The organism is Neglectibacter caecimuris (assembly GCF_034335015.1).
Taxonomy (GTDB): domain Bacteria; phylum Bacillota; class Clostridia; order Oscillospirales; family Acutalibacteraceae; genus Acutalibacter; species Acutalibacter caecimuris_A.
In genome coordinates this window covers 46,375-66,456 of sequence record NZ_JAWXXK010000009.1, presented here as the reverse complement: position 1 = coordinate 66,456, position 20,082 = coordinate 46,375, and the positions used below count along the sequence as shown (strand labels likewise).

Annotated in this window: 1 protein-coding gene (only partly in view); it reads right to left on the bottom strand. The window is 55.4% G+C overall.

The features are described 5' to 3' along the window. On the bottom strand, positions 1-20,082 hold the 5' portion of the coding sequence (locus U8T64_RS12215; RefSeq protein WP_322183855.1) for a hypothetical protein. Its footprint begins 9,351 nt before the window's first position; the window shows 20,082 of its 29,433 coding nt (coding positions 1-20,082); it begins with the start codon at positions 20,080-20,082; its stop codon lies off the left edge, out of view.

The window sequence follows — 20,082 nt, the reverse complement described above, 5'->3', positions numbered from 1 at the left end:
GGTCAGCTTCTTTCGGACCGTGGTGCCGCCGATGACGACCTCCACGGTAACACTGACTGTTTCTTCCCGGTTATAGTGCAGCACATCGCCTTCGATGGACGCCGTGCCGCCCTCATAAGCCCACACGCTGTAGATCGGCGTTCCCAGACCCAGCATGGGCCGGTTGTACTGATCTACCGCCACAGCGGACAGCGTAATGGAATCCTTGGTAGGATTCAGCGCCGAGGGCGACAGGATAATATCCTTCAGCTTCGGCATATCGTAGATGAGCATCAGATCAGCCTTGCCGGACTTCATGGTTTCCCGGTCGGCGGCGACCACCTGGTAGGTGCCCTCGGAAGCGGCGGCTCCTACCGTGACAACACCATTCTGATTGATCGATGTGTCACTGGGGCTGCCTTCCAGGCTCCATACCTCTTCCATAGGATACCGGCTGCCGTACTGATCATATCCCTCTGCCGTGTAGGTGACAACAGCGGGGCCGATCACCGCGGCGGCGCCGCCCACCTGCTTGACCTGAACGGTCTCCAGGGCAGGCTCTCCGGCCTCCTCGATCGTAAGCTCTCCCGTGCCGGTAGCGCTTTCCGCCGTAATGCTTACCCGGATCAGGGCTTCCTTCCCCTCCAACTCTTCCGGAGAGATCGGGCCCACGGTAAGCAAACCGGTCTTTTCGTCCAGAGAGACCAGCTCGCCCAGAACCACTGGCGCGCCGTCCTTTGTCACCATGGTATTACTGGTATAGATGTTCTTCCATGTGGGGCTTCCCAGATAAACCATTTCCTGGCCGTACTGGTCATAATACAGGGCGGTCAGCTGAGTAGTGGTGCCCGGACGTACCTTCTTTTGCAGCAGCCCGGTAGAGGTCAGCATGCTTTCCTCCTTGCTGGTAGCAAAGGAGGCCTCGCCAAACACCGTGCCGATCGCCGCCCGCACTCTGATCACATTCTGCACCGGAGCGTGAGGCTTGATGGTGACAATTCCGTTTTCTACCTCAACGCCGGGATCGCCTGTTTCCCCTGCCATCACATCCTGAATAGACCAGGCAAAGGTCTCCCCGCTCATTACCTGACCATACTGGTCATAAGCGGTGGCCTGGAATGTCACGGTGGCAGTTTTCTGCTCCAGAGTGGGAATGGACATTACCGCGCTGCCGGAGATCCGCTTTACAGAGATCTCGGAAGGCGCGGGCGTACCCAGATCCTTCACAAACAGGGTCTTGGAAACCGACAGACCGGAGGCCTGATCTTCTACCGTGACCTCTACCTGCTTGAGATTCTTATCATATGTGAGCATATTTTCGCTCAGGGTGGCATGGCCGCCCGCGGCGGTTTCTGCATCAATGGACCACAGGAAGGTCCTGCCCTCCATTTCAGTGCCGTACTGATCCTGAGCAATAGCCAGCAGCGCTACGCTGTTGGTACTATCGGTAACAGGCAGCGCGGAGTTCTTGATGGCGATGGAGGTGATCTTCCTCGCCTCTCTGCGCACGGTAAGCACATCGTAAGAGGAAACGCCGTTTTCTCTGGCGGTAGCGGTCACCTTGATACCGGTGGCAGTCTCCGCGCCGGGTTCCACTGTTACAACTGCGCGTCCCTGTCCGCTCTCGCTCTGATCCGGTGCCACAGACACACCGGCACCGGCGCCGTTCAGAGTCCAGACGACCTCATCGCCCGCGGGCGTCCAGCTGTTGTTATATTGGTCATAGAAGGTCGCGGAGAACACGGCTTCCTTGCCGATGGCCATCGTTCCTACCGCGGGCACGGTGATATCCTCTGTGCCGTCGATCCTCTTTACCTCTATCTTGGCAACATGGGGCGCCTGGCCTACAGGCAGGGTCTTCTCCGGCGAGATCTTGCCGGAACCCGCGTCGCTGACCTGCACCGTCACAGAAGTGGTGGCGGCGGAAAGGCTGAGCTGGCCGGTCATCTCATTGATGGAAGCGCCCTTCGGCACGGAGGAGATCAGCGTCCATCTGGGAGAGGCCGCCTCATAATTCATTTCCGCGCCGTACTGATCCAGATACTTGGCAGTCAGCGTGGGCTCCAGATCCCCTGCGGGAATGGCGTCCTCGCGGACCTCCAGCTTGTCAAATACGGATTCCTGGCGCTCGGTCACAAATTCCGCTGTACCGAACGCGCCGGACTTGGTCTCGGTGGCTGTTACACGGATCGTACTATTGTCCGCCGCAGTGCTGGTCACAGTGACAACGCCGGTATTTTCCTCTATGGTAACGCCGGTGTAGCTGCCGTTTATCTTCCAAAGGATCTCGGGAGTTCCCTCTACGGGATAATCGTTGCCATACTGATCCAGATAGCGCTTTACCACGTAGCTGAACTGGTTGTCGGCCTTGCCAGGCTCCGGCACAGCTACGGACTTATCGGCGGGCTGTTTCTCTATCACCAGAGAGGCAAGATATCTCTCTGTGGTATCGCCGAAGGTCATGGTGGCGTTGGGGGAGATCTCCGTACCGTCTGTCACGCTGACGGTCATGGACTTCGCGCCCTTGTAGGTCAGCTTTGCCGTATTATCAGCATTTGCCACCAGCTCCACCGTATCCTTGGGATTGGCGGAAACCACGGTCCAAACGCAGCCAGCCGGAGTCTCCTTTTCAAAGAGATCCCCATACTGGTCACGGTATACGGCAGTCAGCGCGCCGTCCTGAGGCGGCAGGACCGTACCGTCCTCCTTCACAGTCAGATACCACTTCTGGGGCTCGGAACGATAGGTATCAAAGGATACCGTGCCCTTGGTATTCCCCTCCGCGGTGACCTCGATCTCGATCCCCGCTTCCTGAGGAGCCCCGGAGGTCACTGTGACGATCCCGCGGCTGTCATCGGCTTCATTGGCCTTGACTGTGACACCGTCTACCGGTGTTTTGACCTGCCAGGTATAGGAGCCGGTATAAGCGGTATACTCGTTGCCGTACTGATCCACAGGAGTGACCGTCAGGTTCAGCTCTTCCTTGCCGTCCTTGATCTCCATGGTGCTGCTGGAATTATCCTTCACCTTGGCGGGTACATTCACATATTTTTTATCTGCCGTTACCTCCAAGGCCGCCAGTCTGGGAGCAGAGCCCACTGTCAGCCTGGTAACGTCGGAGGCCTTGATCGCGTCTCCGGTATCCCGGTCCTTCACCGTTACCTGAACGTCCACTGTCTTCAAATAGTCGATATGAGGCGTCAGCAGACCATCGGTGGAAAGGCTTACCGTGGTAAGCTCCGCCGTGCTCTGGGGGTCGGAGTCGATCTTTTCCCAATACAGCGTGCCGGGCGCTTCCATGACGGTATCGTACTGGTCATAGCAAATAGCCTTCAGCTGCGTGGTAACCTCCGCGCCGGGGGCGAACTCGAACTGTACCGGCGCGATCTGGATCCTGGTCAGCACCGATTCGCCGCGCACCGTGTTGAAGGTGGTCCAACCGGCGGCACCGTTCTGATGCATGGCCATGACCCGAATGCCGTTCTTCGCGGGGGCTTCCTTGGTAATGAGCACAGTTCCCACCGCCGGGTCAATGGTGATGCCGGCATAATTGTCGGGCAGCAGCCACTTCACCGTCTCGCCTGTCATAATGGTACCGAACTGATCCAGCACCTTTGCCGAGAAGGATGCTCCGGACTTGCCGCTTCCGGCAGGCACGGTAATGTTTCCTTCTCCATCAGTACGGCGCACCTCAATGGAGGTGGCCTTTGCCGCTTCCTCGGTGACCTTTACCTTCTTGGTATCGGAAATACCTGCGGTACCGCTTTCCAGGGTGACGGAGGCAGCGCCGGTCAGGGTGAGCAGACCGGACTTGCTATGAATGCTGGCCGTGGAGCCCTCCTCCGGAGTCACGGACCACACCGCGTTCTTGGGGGCGGTCATTTCCTTGCCGTACTGGTCGTAATATTTGGCGTTTAAGGTCACGCCGGTGGTAGCCGCCTCCTTGGGCAGCAGATAATATTCTCCTTCCTGCTGAGAAAGCAGGATCTCTACAGAGGTCAGAACGCTTTCTTCCCGCAGGGCCTGGAAGGAAGCCTTTCCGGGAGTGACAGCGCCTTCCTTGCTGGCCGCCTTCACCGTCACGGTCCCGGCGGCAGTCAAAGAGCCCATTGTCACCTGGCCGCTTTCCTGGCCGACCGTTACGCCGTCTACAGGCGGATCGATGGTGTAGACCAGTTCTTCCTCTTCGTTCCAGTTCCGGCCATACTGATCCAGAGGCTGAGCCACCGCCTGGATGGCGGCATCGGCTTCGCCCTTCTTGGGCACAGCCAGCTCGGTCACTTCCTGGCCCGCAGCGTTCTGCAGGGTCAGGGCGATCTTACTGAACCTTGCTTCATCGCCCACCGTCAAAACGGCGGTATCGGTAAAGACCCGGGCATCGCCGTTGTCGTCCTTCTGGCTGGGATCTGTCACCGTAGCGGTCACCGTAATGGAGGTGGCCCCGTTGCGGGTCAGCAGACCGCTGGTCTCGTCAATGGCAGGGTGTGCCGTGGCGGGTTCTGTTTTGGTCTCGTCGATCGTCCAGCTCACGGTAGCGTCCTTGGGCTTTTCGATCTCCTTGTCCTCCAGGTTCAGATAGGCAAGCTGCATGGTCATGGAGCTGTCATCAGGCGGCATCTGCCGGCTGGTGATCTTCACATGATCCAGCAGGGTGTCAATATCGGCAGCCTGCTTTTTATCCAGCTTCAACAGGAACGTATCGGACAAGCCGGTATTCCTGCCGATGGCCTTTACCCGCACCTGCCCGGCCTTGGCCTGGGCAGTTACGGCCACAACGCCGCTGTCGTAGTTCACGCTTACGGTGTTATCGGAGATATCCTCCAGGCTCCAATAATACTGCTCTGTACCAAATACGGGGTCGGTATACGGCCTGTTGTACTGGTCGTACAACTGGGCGCTCATTGCCTCGTAGAAGGGGTTCACCGGCGGGATCTGAATAGCGCTCACCTTGCCGTTCAAACGGGTCACCTTGATGTGGTCCGCCCTGGCGGCGTCATCGGCGGTAATGGTGGCGGTATCCGTCAATGTAACTTCCCCGGCACCGCCTGTCGGATCGGAGTATTTCACGGTTGCCGTAACATCGACAGGCTTGTTGTCCGCGTCAAAATGGAACAGACCCGTATGCTCGCCCACATTGCTGGTGGGCCCCCAGGTGATCTTCGCGCCGTCGGGCTGGGCGATCACCTGACCGTACTGATCGTAATAGGTCAGTGTCAACTGCCCGTCAGTGGTTCCGGCGGGGAAGCCGGTCTCGTTGATTTCCACCTTGGTCGCGATGGACTTTTCATACACGGTTTCCGCCACCAGGGTTCCGGTAACGGTCCGCTTTACGTCCTCACCGTTTTCGTCCTTCTCCAGCAGCGTGGTGGCCGCCGTGATGGTGACAAACGTACCTTCCACCGCGTCCTTGGGAACGGTCAGGATCGCATGGTCCTTTTCCGTTTCATTTCTTTCGATCTTCAGATTTTTGATATAGTTGCTGCGGGCTTCCCAGGCCGGCTCACCCACATTGTTCCAGGGGCGGCCGTACTGATCAAAGCCGTGGCAGATGTACTCTTTTTCCGTATCGTTCTGAGAACCGACCAAAATCCCCAGGTCACCCCAGACTTCGATCTGCTCAGCGCCTGTGATGGTCATGGTTTCCAGCCTGGCCTTTGCCCCCAGGGTAATGACCTGCTCCGGCGAGGTCTCGCCGTCTACCTCTACCTGAACCGTCACTTCCTCGGAGCTGTTCATGGAGAGCTTGCCGTCGCTGGTAAGCTCAGCGTCCACGCCCTTGTCGACCAGGGTCCAGACAGGAGGATTCTTGGGCTGATAGTCAAATACGGTATTGTACTGGTCCAGCACCTCGTAGCTCAGCTGGAAGTTCTTCTCCGGCGGGGCAACCTTATCCTTTACTCTGACGCTCTTGAGCACAGAGGGCTTCCGGATCAGATGGACGATATCGGTCTTCGCCAGACCGGATTCCTTCTCGATCACCGTGATCTCCACAGTCTGGTTGCCCGGGGCCTTGCTGGTGATGACCAGAGCGGCGGAATCGCCCGCTGTATTCAGTGTAACGCCCTCCAGCTGCGCCGGCCGCATCTGCCACACTACATTGCTGGTATCCAGTTCTTCGTTGAACTGGTTCACCACTGTGGCAGAATAGGCCACCAGTGTGGTCTGATCCTGTCCGTTGGCGGGCTCCGGCACCAGTACCGGATCTCCGCCGGTGCGCTCCAGCATAATGGCATAGGGCTTTTCATCATCACCAAAGGTGATCTTATGCTTTTGCTTGGAAATATGGACCCCGTCCGCATCATCGTCATAGGCTACGTCGATATAGACTTCCTCTTCCACGCCGTTCAGCGTCAGAACGCCCTTGCTGGGATCGGAGATCACAACAGAACCGGCGGGGCTGACCATCTCTTCTCCGCTGCTATTCTCGGAAACGTTCCAATGATACTGCCCAACGCCCGGAGCGGGAGAGGGCATCTGGTCTTCATACTGGTCGTAGAAGATGGGAGTCAGCTCCAAACCGGGATGAACGATCTGGCGCAGATAGCTTTCCCGCACAGAGATCTTTGTCAGAACACTGTCTCTATGGCGAACAGCCAGCTCCACCGAAGTGCCCGGCACATTGTCCACACCGTCCGCGTACAGCCGCACGGCCACATTGATATGGTCCTTCTTGGGCGCGCCGGCCTTTACCTGTACCGTGGCGGACCGCTGGTCATCTCCGGCCGCAGCAGCCATGGATACCGTCTGCTTATTGTTGTCGCTGCAGGTCCAGACAAAGTTTGCCTTATACTGCTCCGCCCAGGGGATGCCCGCACTCTCGCTGCGTCCGTACTGGTCGTAAGCAACCACAGTCATTCTGGCCTGCTTATCGGGCGTGCCGGCCACTTTTTCCGATACGGTCACGGAGATCCCGTTTTCTGTTACCACCACATCGGGATCACTGCCGGTCTCCGGTACGATCTCAAGGCGGCTCACTCTTGCTTCTCCGCCCAAACGGATCGTAGCGGGCTTGGAATACAGGAACATCTCGTCCCCGGTTCCCGCCGGCTTGGCTTTTACTCTCACCAGGATCGTATCGCCCGGCTGCATGGAGAGAGTTTCTCCCTCCGGTGTTTCGGCAGTCCAGGAAAGCTCGCCGCTGGTATCTACCAAGCGGGGCGAAACGCCCTCTATGGAGGAGGTGTAATCCAGCAGATCCCACAGGAACTCATAGCCGCTGCTCTGGGTAGAAACGCCGAGCACCTGCCCGTGTTCGTCCAATGCGGAAGCCTGTAAGCGGAATCTGCCGTCCGCGGCGGGAACAGCCTGGGTATCTACCCGTGCCCCCGCGAAGGCGGTATCGCTTTCATAAGTGGTGGTGAACCACGCGGTACCGGACACGATGCCCGTATTGCTGCTGGCCTTCACCGTCACTGTTTTATTTTTGGGAGCGGAGCTGGAGATCATCACTCTGCCGCCCTGGTTCACAGAAACACCGGAAACGGCGGGGTCGATCTCCCAAATGAAGGGAGCGCTGAGCTCCATCTCAAAGCCGTACTGGTCGTAGGCCTTCGCCACAAACTGCCTGACCTCATACTGCTCCTTCCCATCCAGATGGGAGGGGACCTCCACCGTAAAGCCGTCTTTTCTTCCGGTGGCTTCCTCCACCTTGATGCTGGAAAGGCTTTGGGCCTGGCCTACTTGGAAGGTCTTCAGGGGAGACCCGATCACTTTCTTATTGGAAACCGTCGTTACCCGCACGGTAAACTGAACGGTAGTGTCCTTCACCGTTACCTTGCCGTCGGAGGTTAGCTTCACTCCCGCGGGCTGAGAATCCTCCAGGATCCACTGGCATTGGCCGTTGTAGGCCATTTCCTGATCGTACTGATCGTAGAACTTTGCCGTCAGCTGCAGATCCTTCGCGTCGGAGGCGATCTTCGAGATCTCCTCGCCCTCGGGCTGGACCTGAATGCTCTTGAGCACCGCCAACTCTCTCGTAATGGTCACCTTTTTGGTGCTGGTGAGCGTGGCCGCTCTGGCGGCGGGCGTATGAGAGGCCGTGATCTCCACCTGCAGAGGCAGACTTGCGAGAGCGCTGGCGCTGTCTGTTACAGTAAGCTCACCGGTGGCCGGATCAAAGGTAATCCCGCAATCCGCGGGCAGGCCTGTGATCGTATAGGCCGCTGTGATATCATTCTTCTCAGCGCCGGAAGCCGTATATGCCTTTACCGGGTACTCCGCTGTTTCGTCCGCCTCTCCAGGCAGGGGCGCGCGCAGAGTCTCCGGGCCGCTCAGGGCAATGGAGACAATGGCGTCACTGTTCTCGTCGCCCACTGTGATCTTAGCGGAGGGAGAAGTCACTCCCTTGGCCGTTACAAAGACGATGGCATAGCCGTCCGGATCATGGATATACAGCTGATCTCCGGTCAGGGTAGTCTGATCGCTGGAGCTTTCCAGCATGGTCCAGATAGAAGCTCCTCTGTACTCAATGGCCTCGCCGTACTGATCCTTATACTCCGCCAGCAGTGTCCCGGTTCTGGTATCTGTGGGCACAGTGGTGGTAAGGACATTGACAAAGGTCAGCTTTCTGTCCGCCTTGCGCAGGGTCAGATAGGCAACACCGGAAACGCCGCTGATGGAATCCACCGCCACGATCTCAATGGTGCCCTCCTGGGCATTGCTGTTTACCGTGACCACGCCGCCGCTGCTGATAGATACGCCTGCGGGGGTGCCGCTGATCGTCCAGAAGAAGCTGCCCTCCATTTCCTGATGATACTGGTCAAACACTCTGGCCTGGAACACCGCGAAGGCGCTGTCACCCAAGCCGGGAATGGTCACATCTCCGTCAGAGCCCTTCCGGCTGACCTCCACAGAGGACGCCCTGCGCTCGCCGCCGCCTACCGGCAGCACGACCACAGCGGGCTCAATGCTTTCGTTGACCGCCGTGACCCGCACGGTCATTTCGGTCACGTCGTCTCTCAAAAGGGTAAATACGCCGAATTCGTCCACCTCGACACTGGTTTCGGGATGGCTTCCCAGCACCTCCCAGAACACAGGGCCGGAATACTCCATTTCCCTGCCGTACTGGTCATAGAACACAGGCGTCAGAGTAAAGCTGTGCTTTCCTCCCGGCACGCTGGTCTCCTGTACGCCAATGGCAGACAGCACGCTGTCCGCATAGGTCAGATCTACCGTGATACTGCCGGAGATCCCCGCGGCCTCAGAGGTGGCCACTACCTTCACATTCCGGGTGGCGGGCACATTGCTGCGCACCGTTACCCGGCCGGTGGTATCGTTCACCGCCATACCCTCCGGCGCGCCTTCCAGCTTCCAGGTAAACACTGCGGCAAACTCGTTGCCGTACTGGTCGTAGCCTACAGCATTGTAACGTACCGGCTGCGGCTCCACATTGGGCGTAAGCGGGATCTCGGTGTTTCCCGTTACCTCAATGCGGTCAAGCACTCTTCTGCCGCCTACCGTCAAGGTCTTTGTGGTGCTCTTATCGCCCAGCACCAATGTTACGGTAACAGACTTCGCACCGGTCTTAGGCGTAATTCTGCCGGAAGCGTCGATCACGGTGCCGCCATCGTTTTCACAGCTCCAGACAGGACGCTCCGTAAAGCTCATGGGCTCGCCGAACTGATCCAGCATCTGGGCGGTCAGCTGGGTGGTCACCCCACCTTCGATCAGATCTTCCTTAATATTGGCCCGGCTCACCTGAGGAACGCCGTGCACCAAGTCAATGATGTATTCGCCCTCCACACCGGAGAGCAGGTCTACCGCCACTACCCGCACCTGTGTCTGTTCCGGCGCGGCGCTGGTCACAGTAAACAGGCCCTTCTGGGTAATGGAAACACCCTCAGGAGCGTTATCCAAATACCAGCCGAACTTGCCCACTGTCTCAGAGCCGTACTGGTCATAGGAGGTTGCGGTAAACTGATAGGTATTTTTCTTTGCGGCTTCTCCGTCATAGGTGGGTACGGAAACCATTCTGCCATCGGGATCCTTCACGATCTTTACCGTCGTCGTATGAGGATCGCCGCTGATCACGATACGCTTTGTTCTGGACATGGTGCCGGAAGCGGATACGCGCACATACACCGCCTGCACGTCCTCTGTCAGGGTCAGCATGCCGCCGTGAGGCGTAATGGAGACCTTGCTCAGCTGCGACTCCGGCTCAGTCTGGGACACATACCAGTCGCTGACGCCCTTATAGTCGATAGCCGTTCCATACTGGTCATAGTAATCCGCATGGAGCTGGGCCACCTCTGTGCCAAAGGGCAGAGAGTTCTCCCGCACCTCTATGGTTTTGAGTATGCTGGGGCTGCGGTCCAGGATCTGAATAGTCCTGCCGCTTATCTTGTTCTGCTTTTGATCGTTGATTTCAGTAGCAACTATCTGAATATTTCCGGGAGCGGTATTGGCCGCTACAGAAAGCTGGTTTGTCACCGCACCGTCCGCGTCGGGGAAGGTAACTCCCTCCGGCGCGCCCCGCAGCTCCCAGGTGACCTTCAGGTCGTTCATGGGTTGCAAATACTGGTCAATGCCGGAAGCGGTATACTCCGCGTGAGCGGAAGTTTGATTGCCATAGGGGATATACAGGATCCCGTAACCATCGGTACGGGTCACCTTGATCTCCCGCAGCTCAGGCGCATCGTCACTGAGAGGGATCACCTTGTTTGCCACAGCAGGCGTTTTGTCCCCTACGGTAACAGTGGCCTGTACTTTTACAGACTCCAGACTTGTGTCAAAGTAAAGCACGCCGGATTCGGGAGAGGCAAAGTAGGTATTCGCGTTGGCGCCGTCGGGCAGCACCCATTCTACCTTGTCATACCCCGCCATTTCCTCACCGTACTGATCCAAAGCCACAGCGGTGAGGGTAAAGGGCATCTGCGCTCTGGGGATATAATCGTTCTTAATGGCGGCGGAGGTGAATTCCGGAGAAGCCCGCTTGATCACCAGAGTAGCCGTGCCGGACTTGCCGGACTCAGACTCTCTGGCAATGACGCGCACTTCTTCGCTGTAAGCGGAAGAGCTTACGCTCACCACGCCGTTCTGATCAATGGACACGCCGCCGGTGGAGCTTTCCACTTCCCAGGTCACTTCGCGGCCTTCCATTTCATCGCCGTACTGATTGTACACATGGGCCTGATAGGTGGCGGTCTCCTTGGAAGAGCTTGCCTTGGCCGGTACGATCACCGCGCCGGTTTTGCCAGTGCGGGTGATCTCCACCTTATCCACATACTCATCGCCGGTCCTTTGCAGCAGCACTTCTCCTGTGGAAACGCCGCGGCAACTCGCTTCCACCACGACCCATGTGGTGGTGGGATCCAGCGGGTTCAAGCTGGCGGTATAGCCATCGGAATTTTCCACCAGACTGGTGAGATAGCCGTCATTCTTTACCAGCTTCCAGGATACGGAGCCCTGACGGGACATTTCCTTTTTATACTGATCCAGCCATACCGGCTCTAAAACCATGACCTGCTTATCGCTGGGCAAAGCCTTCTGCTTGACCTCCAGATAAGTGAATTCCGAAGGCTCCCGGATAATATCCACTTCACAGGTACCGTAAACACCGGTATCGCTGTCGGTGGCATACACGGTCATCTTCATATTGGGGGCGCTGCTGGTCACTGTCAGAACACCGGTCTGAGAAATGTTCACAGTAGCCTCTTTATCGCTGAGGCTCCAGATCAGATGGGTATCCATTTCCACGCCGTACTGGTCATAGCCCTGCGCGGTAAACGCCTTGGTGGAGGGGGCATCGGTGCTTGCCATGTCGGGCACCCGCACGCCGCCTGCCGGGTGAGACGTTACTACGATCTTAGACAGGTATCTTCCTGTTCCCAGGGTAATATCCGCCTCGTCCGTAAGGCTCTTTGTGGAACCCGCATCGGGCAGCACGCTTACCTTCACATGGGCGGAGGTATTGCTGCCGAAGGTGATATCGGCGTTCTGATCTTCCTCCCGCTTTGTCACAGTCACACCGGAAGTAGTAGTGCTCCAGGTGGCATTCGCCGTGGAAGGACGGTTCATCTCATCGCCAAACTGATCCAGATACCGCAGGGTCAGTGTTCCGGTCTCTGTTCCGGCAGGGAAGCCGCTTTCCACGATCTCCACACTGCTCAGCCTGGGAGATTCCCGCACTACCGCAAATTCCTTATAACCGGAGGCTTCCGTCTGCTCAGCGGTATCCATATCGTCACCGATCCAGCAGGTAGCGGTCACACGAACGTCCGGGATTTCTTCCGCTTTCGCCGGAATGGTAACTGTACCGGTGTTCGCGTCGATCGTCGTTCCTACCGGAGCGTTTTGCACACTCCACTGAATCTTTACCTTGCCGCTTTCCAGATCCTCTATGGTGTACGCTTCCGCATACTGGTCATATACCGTGGCGGTAAAAGAGACAGTACGCGCTGTTGTGCCGTTGATACGAACCGGCAGGAAGCTGCCCTTTGCCAACTCTACCTCCACAGAAGTGGGCATCTTGGGATCGGCAGAAACGGGAATGGTCACTTCGCCGGAATTGATCCTGGCTGCTTCTACTGTTACAGTAAGGCTTGTGGTATCTCCTGAGCCGCCAAAGGTCACATAGCCGCCCTGAGATACGTCTACCTGAGTCTCCTCCGGAAGCGCGCGGATCTTATCCCATTCCTCATAGCCCCGCGGGAAGGTCTCTCTGCCGTACTGGTCGTAATAGATGGCTTCCAGCTGTACATTCTGGCGGGGCAAAAGCTTCTTCTGCCGAACACCGATGGAGGAGAAAACAGACTCCTCCTTGGTCAGCATCAGCTCTACCGTGCCGAAAATACCGGTAGCCTCGTCCACTGCGGTGATCACAGCCTTGCCCTCTTCGGCAGAGCTGCTCACGGTGAGCACACCGTATTCATTGATGGAAAGCCCCTTGGAGGAAGCGCCGGAAACCAGCCATTTCACATTGGTCAAGGGCGTTCCATCGTGAATATCCAGATCATACTGATCGATACCATATGCCTCGTAACTTACAGAAACCTGACGATCCGTGCCGTCTACCTGAGCAGGGATCGCCACTGGGCCATCACCTAACGCCCGCCGCACAATAACCTGCTTCAGTATAGAGGGGTCTCCTCCTACTTCCAGGTAATCATGCTTTGGAGCAAGATCTCTCAGGCCCAAGTCCTCAGGATCGCTGCCTGTATAGGAAACGGTAACGCCAACCGAAGTCTCATTTTTCACAAATCTAATCCAAGAGGCGCCATCTGTTTTCCGTGTAATTGACGCACCTATCCCATTATCCTTTACCCAGGTGAAGTCTCCCGGCTCTGTAGGAATTTCTACATTAAACTGGTCATATACAATAGCTTCCAGCTGATATTCTCCCGTGCCTGCGGGGAATTTTTTATTGTAGATCTCCAGCCGGTCCGCCCGGAAAGCGCTGCCTGTTCTGGTGATCTCAACAAAGGTTTTTCCCAAAATACCGGTGGTATAATCCTTGGCCAGAACGGCAACATCCTGCTTCTTCTCCGCATAAATATCAGCGGTAAGATTACCATTCTGGTCAATAGTCACACCTTCCGGCGCCCCTACCAAGCTCCACACCACACCGTCCAGAACACTCTGTCTCATGGTCTGACCATACTGATCATAGGGTGTGGCACGGAATCGCACGGAGCCGGAACCGGCATTGATCACATCGGTCTCACCCTGTACCTTGATCGTAGTGAGTCTGCGCTCTCCCGCCTGATACAGATAGATAGGACCATAAGCCTTTCCGTCCACCGTGATTTGGATCGATACATCCCACGCGGTTCTGGAATAGATCAGGCGGTTTGGCCTGCCGGATTCAGAATGGTCAAAATTGGCTCTGGCCTGCTCCTCTTCAGGCTCAGCACTCAGCACCTCCCAGAGAATTTCTTCCGGTGTATACTCCATTTCCCTGCCATATTGATCCAGAAATACCGGAGTCAGATCCAGATATGTGGTATCACTGTAGGAAACGGGCAGGAAGCGTTCGCGAGTTGTCACATTGGTCAGAATACTGTCCTCCTGCTCAGCTAAAATGCTGAAAGAGGTAAACCCGCTGACGCCGCTGCTGCGGTCCACCGCGGTCAAGGTCAATCCCTGTTCAGAAGTGGAAGCAGCCTTGCTGGAAATGCTCACCGTTCCACGGTTGACCGTTTTTCCGTCAATGGTCACAGTATCTCCCACCACGGTCACGCCGTCAACGGTCTTTTCAAAATTCCAGTTAAACAGCCGTCCCTCGATCTCTTTATCGTACTGATCGTAAACCCGGGCAATGTACTCCACCTTGGCGTCACTGCTGCCAGACCGGGGCACATGCACAGGGATCTCACCGTTGTATTTCACGATCTCGACCCGGGTGGCCTTAGGCGCCTCCCGGCCAATGGTAATGGTCTCCTGGATCGGGGCCACATCTTTTACCGCATCACCCACCGGGGTGATGGTAACAGTAATACTTTCCGTAGTGTCGCCCATCACCAGAACACCATCTGCCGAAACGGTAGCGGCTCCCGCCGTAGGATCCCCTTCCACGGAAGAAACCAGCTTCCAGGAGGCAGAAGCACCGTCTACCACAATGGCGTCATAGTATTGATCGAAAAATTCATATTCCAGCTGTATCGGGCGAGCGGCAGCCGCCAGAGAGCGAGGCGTCTTCATGCGAATGCCAATCAAATTGGGCTCTTCCCGCTCTACTTTGGCCACGCCGGTGGCCACCACCACCGGTTGGCCGTCCGCCGCGCTTTCTGTAGCGGCCTTCACCGTTACATTGCCTGCCGGGGTAGTGCTGAACACGCGCAGAGTAGCACTGGGGTCCTGAGCGGGATCGGTTTTACCAGTAATGGTGATCGCCTGGTCAGGAGTATCCACAATGCTCCAGTGCAGTTTATTTGCACCTGTAAAATCTCTGAATTCCTCTCCGTACTGGTCTCTGGCATAAGGACGCACCTCAAAGCTCTCAGACTGAGGTGTTCCGTCCGCCAGGAAGGGCTTTACCAATCTGGAAGAAGGATCCACCGTCAAGGTCAGCTTGTCCACATAAGGCTTTTCGCTGCTGACACTGATCCGGTGATTCCTGCATTCTACGGAACCTACCGCCACATTGACGTAGAACCACTCAGAATACTGAGTGTAAGTGGCAAGTCCGGCATCCGTCAGAGTGACCGTACCGCCGCCAAACCAGCCGGAACCGGCTCCGTCTCCCGGTTCCCATACAGGAGTACCTGTGGGCTGCATAGGCAGTCCATACTGGTTCAGATATTCTGCCTTCAAATAGGTAGAACCGCCGTTTTCCGGATCCTTATACACCTGCTTCTGCTTGACACGCAGAGAGGTGAGCTCATCCGGCTCATAGCCTACGGAGAAGGTGGCGGAACCGTGGAACCATGTATCCCCTTCCCCGGGAGCTGTCGCGGTGATCGTGGTAGCTTCGCTGGGGTTCGTAACAGAATTGATATGTACCACACCGCGCTGCGTATAGGTAAGCCCGGTAGGTTCATTCTGCATGGACCACGTCACGCCGGCGGGAGTTCCCATGGAATCGCCGAACTGGTCGTACCCAATGGCGCGGTACACCGAAAGCCTTTCGGCATTGAGTCCGTCTCTTCCCACGGGAGGAATATACATATGAAGGCCGCCCAGAACATTCCTTACTTCCAGGTCGGTCAGCACAGATTCCTCCGCGCTGATCGCAAGCTCCTTTTCCACTGTTCTGGAAGAACCGCCATATTCCGCGGTCAAGCTTACCGTGACACTGCCTTCCGTCACACTTTCCGGCACCAGGATCTGGTTTCCGTTGTTTATTTCAACGCCTTCCGGCGGAGAAACCAGGGTCCAGGTCAGCTTTGCGGCGTCAAGGTCGATCAGTTCCTCTCCAAAGCTGTCATACAGTCTGGCAGTCAGCGGTGTCGTCGTGCCGGGCCGCAACCTGCCGTTTGTGATCTCCGCACGGCCCAGGGCATTCTTTCCCTCAGCCGAGTGAACCACTTTAACATCCTTAAAGCCTACCAGATCTGTAATATTTCCTCTTCGATCATAATAGGTCACTGTAAGACGGATCGTTCCCTCCGGCACCTGCTGATTCAAGGTCAGGTTACCGTACTGATTCTGCTTGGTCGTGCTGGTGGAACCGTCCCGTGTGGTCAATTCAACACCGCTCATACCGGGTGCGGAGAATTCCCACTTGATCTTCTGAACATAGTTTCTCAGGCTTAAGTTAGCTCCAAATTGATCCCGCAAATAAACCTGATAGTCCCCTGTGGTGACCGGGTACGTTTCCTGACCCGGCTGCAACGTAATGGTATCAGGACCGCTGATTTCAAGATAGCTTGGTGTTCCGTTACCCTCACCAATAGCATAGATCTTTTTGATAACCTCAGCCGTATGTCCTGTTAACCTGGACTCTACCACTAACCTGATCAAGGTATAGGTATCCGGCGCGGTGGCCTGCACAGAATAAGTATCTGTAACAACATTATTCGTATAACGCCATTCCGTACTGCCGCTGTCCTTCAGCTGTGAATAGTTCTTTTCCAGCGTCTCGCCTGCCCGCAAAGTATAAGGATTTCCATACTGATCATAGTACAAGGGTGTAAGAGGAACATACCTCTCTGCCAATATAATGGATTCCTTGATGTCTACCCTTGCCAGGTAAGGCTCACTTTCATGCACGGTAAAAAGCTTTGCCGTTCCAAAGATACCGGAGTTCCTTTCGATCGCCACCACCGTATAAGTTCCTACAGCGGCTGTGCTGTCCACAGTCACACGTCCATCCTTACTGATGGAAACGCCATTGTGCTCTCCTAAAATATCCCATACAACGGTATCGCTGCCAATATCCAACCCACTGCTGTCCATAACTTTTGCTTTAAACTGCAGATTGCTGACATAATTGGGTGTACCATCTGCCTTGGCCTCAGGGATCGCTACCGTAGTATTATCATCGGTAGTCACCGTAACCGAAGCCGCTTCACCGGCATCCAACACCTGCAAAGCTGTGAGCTCACTGGATACCGTTTCGTCCGGAGTATTCAGCAAAGACGCCTCAAACTGCACCCGAACCAGCTCCGCGCCCTTATAAGTGGTAACGCTGCCAACATTTGCGTCAAACTTTGCATACTGGTAGCCATCAATCCGGTTGGGCGGAACGGTATCAAAGACGTCTTTTAACCAATTAATTTTCAGCCTGGCGGCAGGAATCTGTGCACCATACTGGTCATAACATTTAGTTTCCAGAACGGTGGTTCCCATGCTCTTTACAGCTTCGTTTACCACTTCCGCTCTATCGACTTTGCTATCGTTCTTTGTCAATTCTACCGTGCGGCTCCCTGTTACATTAGCAGTCTCCGCAGTCAGATCTATTTTCCCTTTTGCCGCCTCAGAGGTAACAGTAAACGTAAGTTTTTGCTCCGTTTTCTCCCCATTCAGGGCACCGGTTTCCAATACAACGCCATCATATTGGCCTCTCTCAGGCTTGTATACTACGGTTTCCCCGTCCTTCAGGCTCCAGGGTTCCTCATACTGGTCAAAGAACTTCGCCGTTACAGGAACAGATAAAACACCATTTTCCCCTGTTTCCGAAACCTCCGGAACAGCATAGGTAGTTTTATCTATTGCCAACTCAATAGAATCCAGAGCCCGGATACCACCCCATACCAATGTACCAGTATCAGAGGCTTCCGTTTTGCCATTATAGGTAGGCGTAACCTTTACATGCACTTCGGGATGTTGATTCCCGTACACAGTTAAAAGGCCATCCTCTGTCACCTGATAGGGAACGGGATCATTATGTTCCTTGCTGGTATCGATTTCCCATTTCAGCTGCAGCTTAGCCAGATCTTCTTCCGTCATGATATAGTCTGCGCCGTACTGATCCACCGTGGCAATCTTCAGCTGGAAGGGCTTTTCCTCCGTACCATCAGGATAAATAGTACTCTTCACCCGCACATGGCCAAACTGAGAAGAGCCACGAGTAATGGTCAGCACCGCAGTATCAGAATCCTTCGCGCCGCCCTCAATTGCGACGGACACTTTGAGCCTGATCTCTTTTTCCGCATAGCTGCTGGTAATAGATAAGCAGTTCCGGTAAGGAGTACTTCCTTGCTCTTGAGAATCCCATATCTCGACATTCTCATCCTGAACAACGTCTCCCTTTTCATCTACAACAGACCACTGGTATGCCTTCGGATCTGTCACAGCCGGCATTTCCTGGTGATACTGATCGTATAGCTTGGCCACGTAATAGGTTCGGCGTGGAATCTTGATACCATTTATGGTAGCAGGCAGCGCAAGCTCTGTGGAAGGTTCCACATTCGCAAAAGACGCATCGGTATAGCGCACTAATTCCACAGATGAAAAGCGGGATTCTTCCTTTTGCAGGGCAGCCGTATAAAAACCCTGCTTATCCTGAGAAGTATCTCCGATCCCGGCGGGGTGGAAGGTCGCCTGTATTTTCATGTCTCCCGCCTGTGCATCCGCCGCGGTTTTATCTTCTCCAAAGCTGAATTTCACCTTGATTGGAGTCGTCCCGTTCCAGGCAATCAGGCCGTCCTCGTCCTCTGTCGCTCCGTCCTGAGGAGTCAGAATAAAAGCATCCGATTTTTCTCCACTCAGGGAAAGGAATAGGGTTCCTGCCCCGATGGAGTATCCATATTGATCTTTTACATCTACTGTAAGATCTAGGCCCTTTTCCTGGAAGCTGCCAGGCTCTACAGAAGAAATATCAATCTGTCCGGTACTGTTGCCTTTCTCGTCCTGTACCGCTACAGAAGTAGGCACAGAGGTCTCTTTCGTCAAAGCAACGCTCAAAACAGAATAGGCACGAAAACCGATTCTATCGTCCACAGCAGGAACATGCTCCTCCATGTAAACCAGGTTTCTGGAGGCTCTGAAATACACGGTCAGATCCTCGCCCTCGTTTTGAGAAGCTTCCGGCGTAATTTTTAGCTGGCCTGTGTAAGCCTCTACCTGTACGCCGTCCTTTTCCACCATTTCTGTCTCAAAGCTCACACCCTTGGGCATGTCCTCTTCGTTTGTAATGGGATTTCCCTCCGCATCGCAGAATTCCCAGTACAAATCGGTAGGCGCAAAAGAGCGCACCCGATCCTTCACATCGATACCCTTGATCTTACCGGTATAATCGATGCTGGTGGTTTTGGTCTGTCCAGCCTTGGGAACCTCTTCCGTGATGCTCTGCGCGCCCACGTACAGATGGGTAATGGCCGGAACATCCCAGCCGGTATAATAAATACCAATGTTCCAACGCTCGGGATCATTGGAAATATCCTGGCCGGTAGTCACATCTATGTTGCGGATCTGGCGGGGCACATTATAGTTGACACCGATATTGGCATCGACCGCGGGAAGTACATCGTAATAATAGCCTACCTCGTTCCGCTTTGTGCTGCCGCCGCTTACAGTAGTGCTGATGTATTCGATAGCCGCGATGGTATAGGCCGCTGTGCTGGACACAATGGCCTTTTCCTCGTCATAGCTTCTGGTCTCCTCTACATAGCCAATATCATCTGCCGTACCCAGCCGGAAGCTGTTGTCCGTCAGATTTCCGATATCGTTATTTTTCACTTTGAAGTAGAGAACGCCCGCTTCCACTTCCACGCCGCTGTCCGCACTGGTATTCAGCGTGAATTCATAGCTCAGATAAGTACGGGGGGATTCTCCGCTTTCTCCTTCTTCCGGAGAAACCACCACATATTTACTCTGGGACTCGTCCACCCGTATTTTGGAAGTAGGCTGTGTAACACTTCCTCCTACCGCATCGGAAAAACTGCCGATGGGGCTTTCTCCCTTTAAGCCGTAGCCTCCGGTCTTTCCCTTGTCGGAAGACACCTGCAAAGGCTCCTTGCCGCTGGCCAAATAGGGAGTCAACACCTTCGGATCCACAGAAAACAGAATGCGGCCCGAATGGATCCCGTAATTGCCCACACCTGTGGCCAATACCTTCATTTCCAGAATACCGTTTCCGGAGTCAAATTTAGATTGCTCCAACCGGATACCCGCCTGGGCATTCTGTGTGTCCGGACTGATTCTGGCGGATGCCAATGGTGCGCTGCTAAGCAGCAGCGTCACTGCCAAAAGGAAGGACAACACCCGTTTCATTTTCTTTTTCAT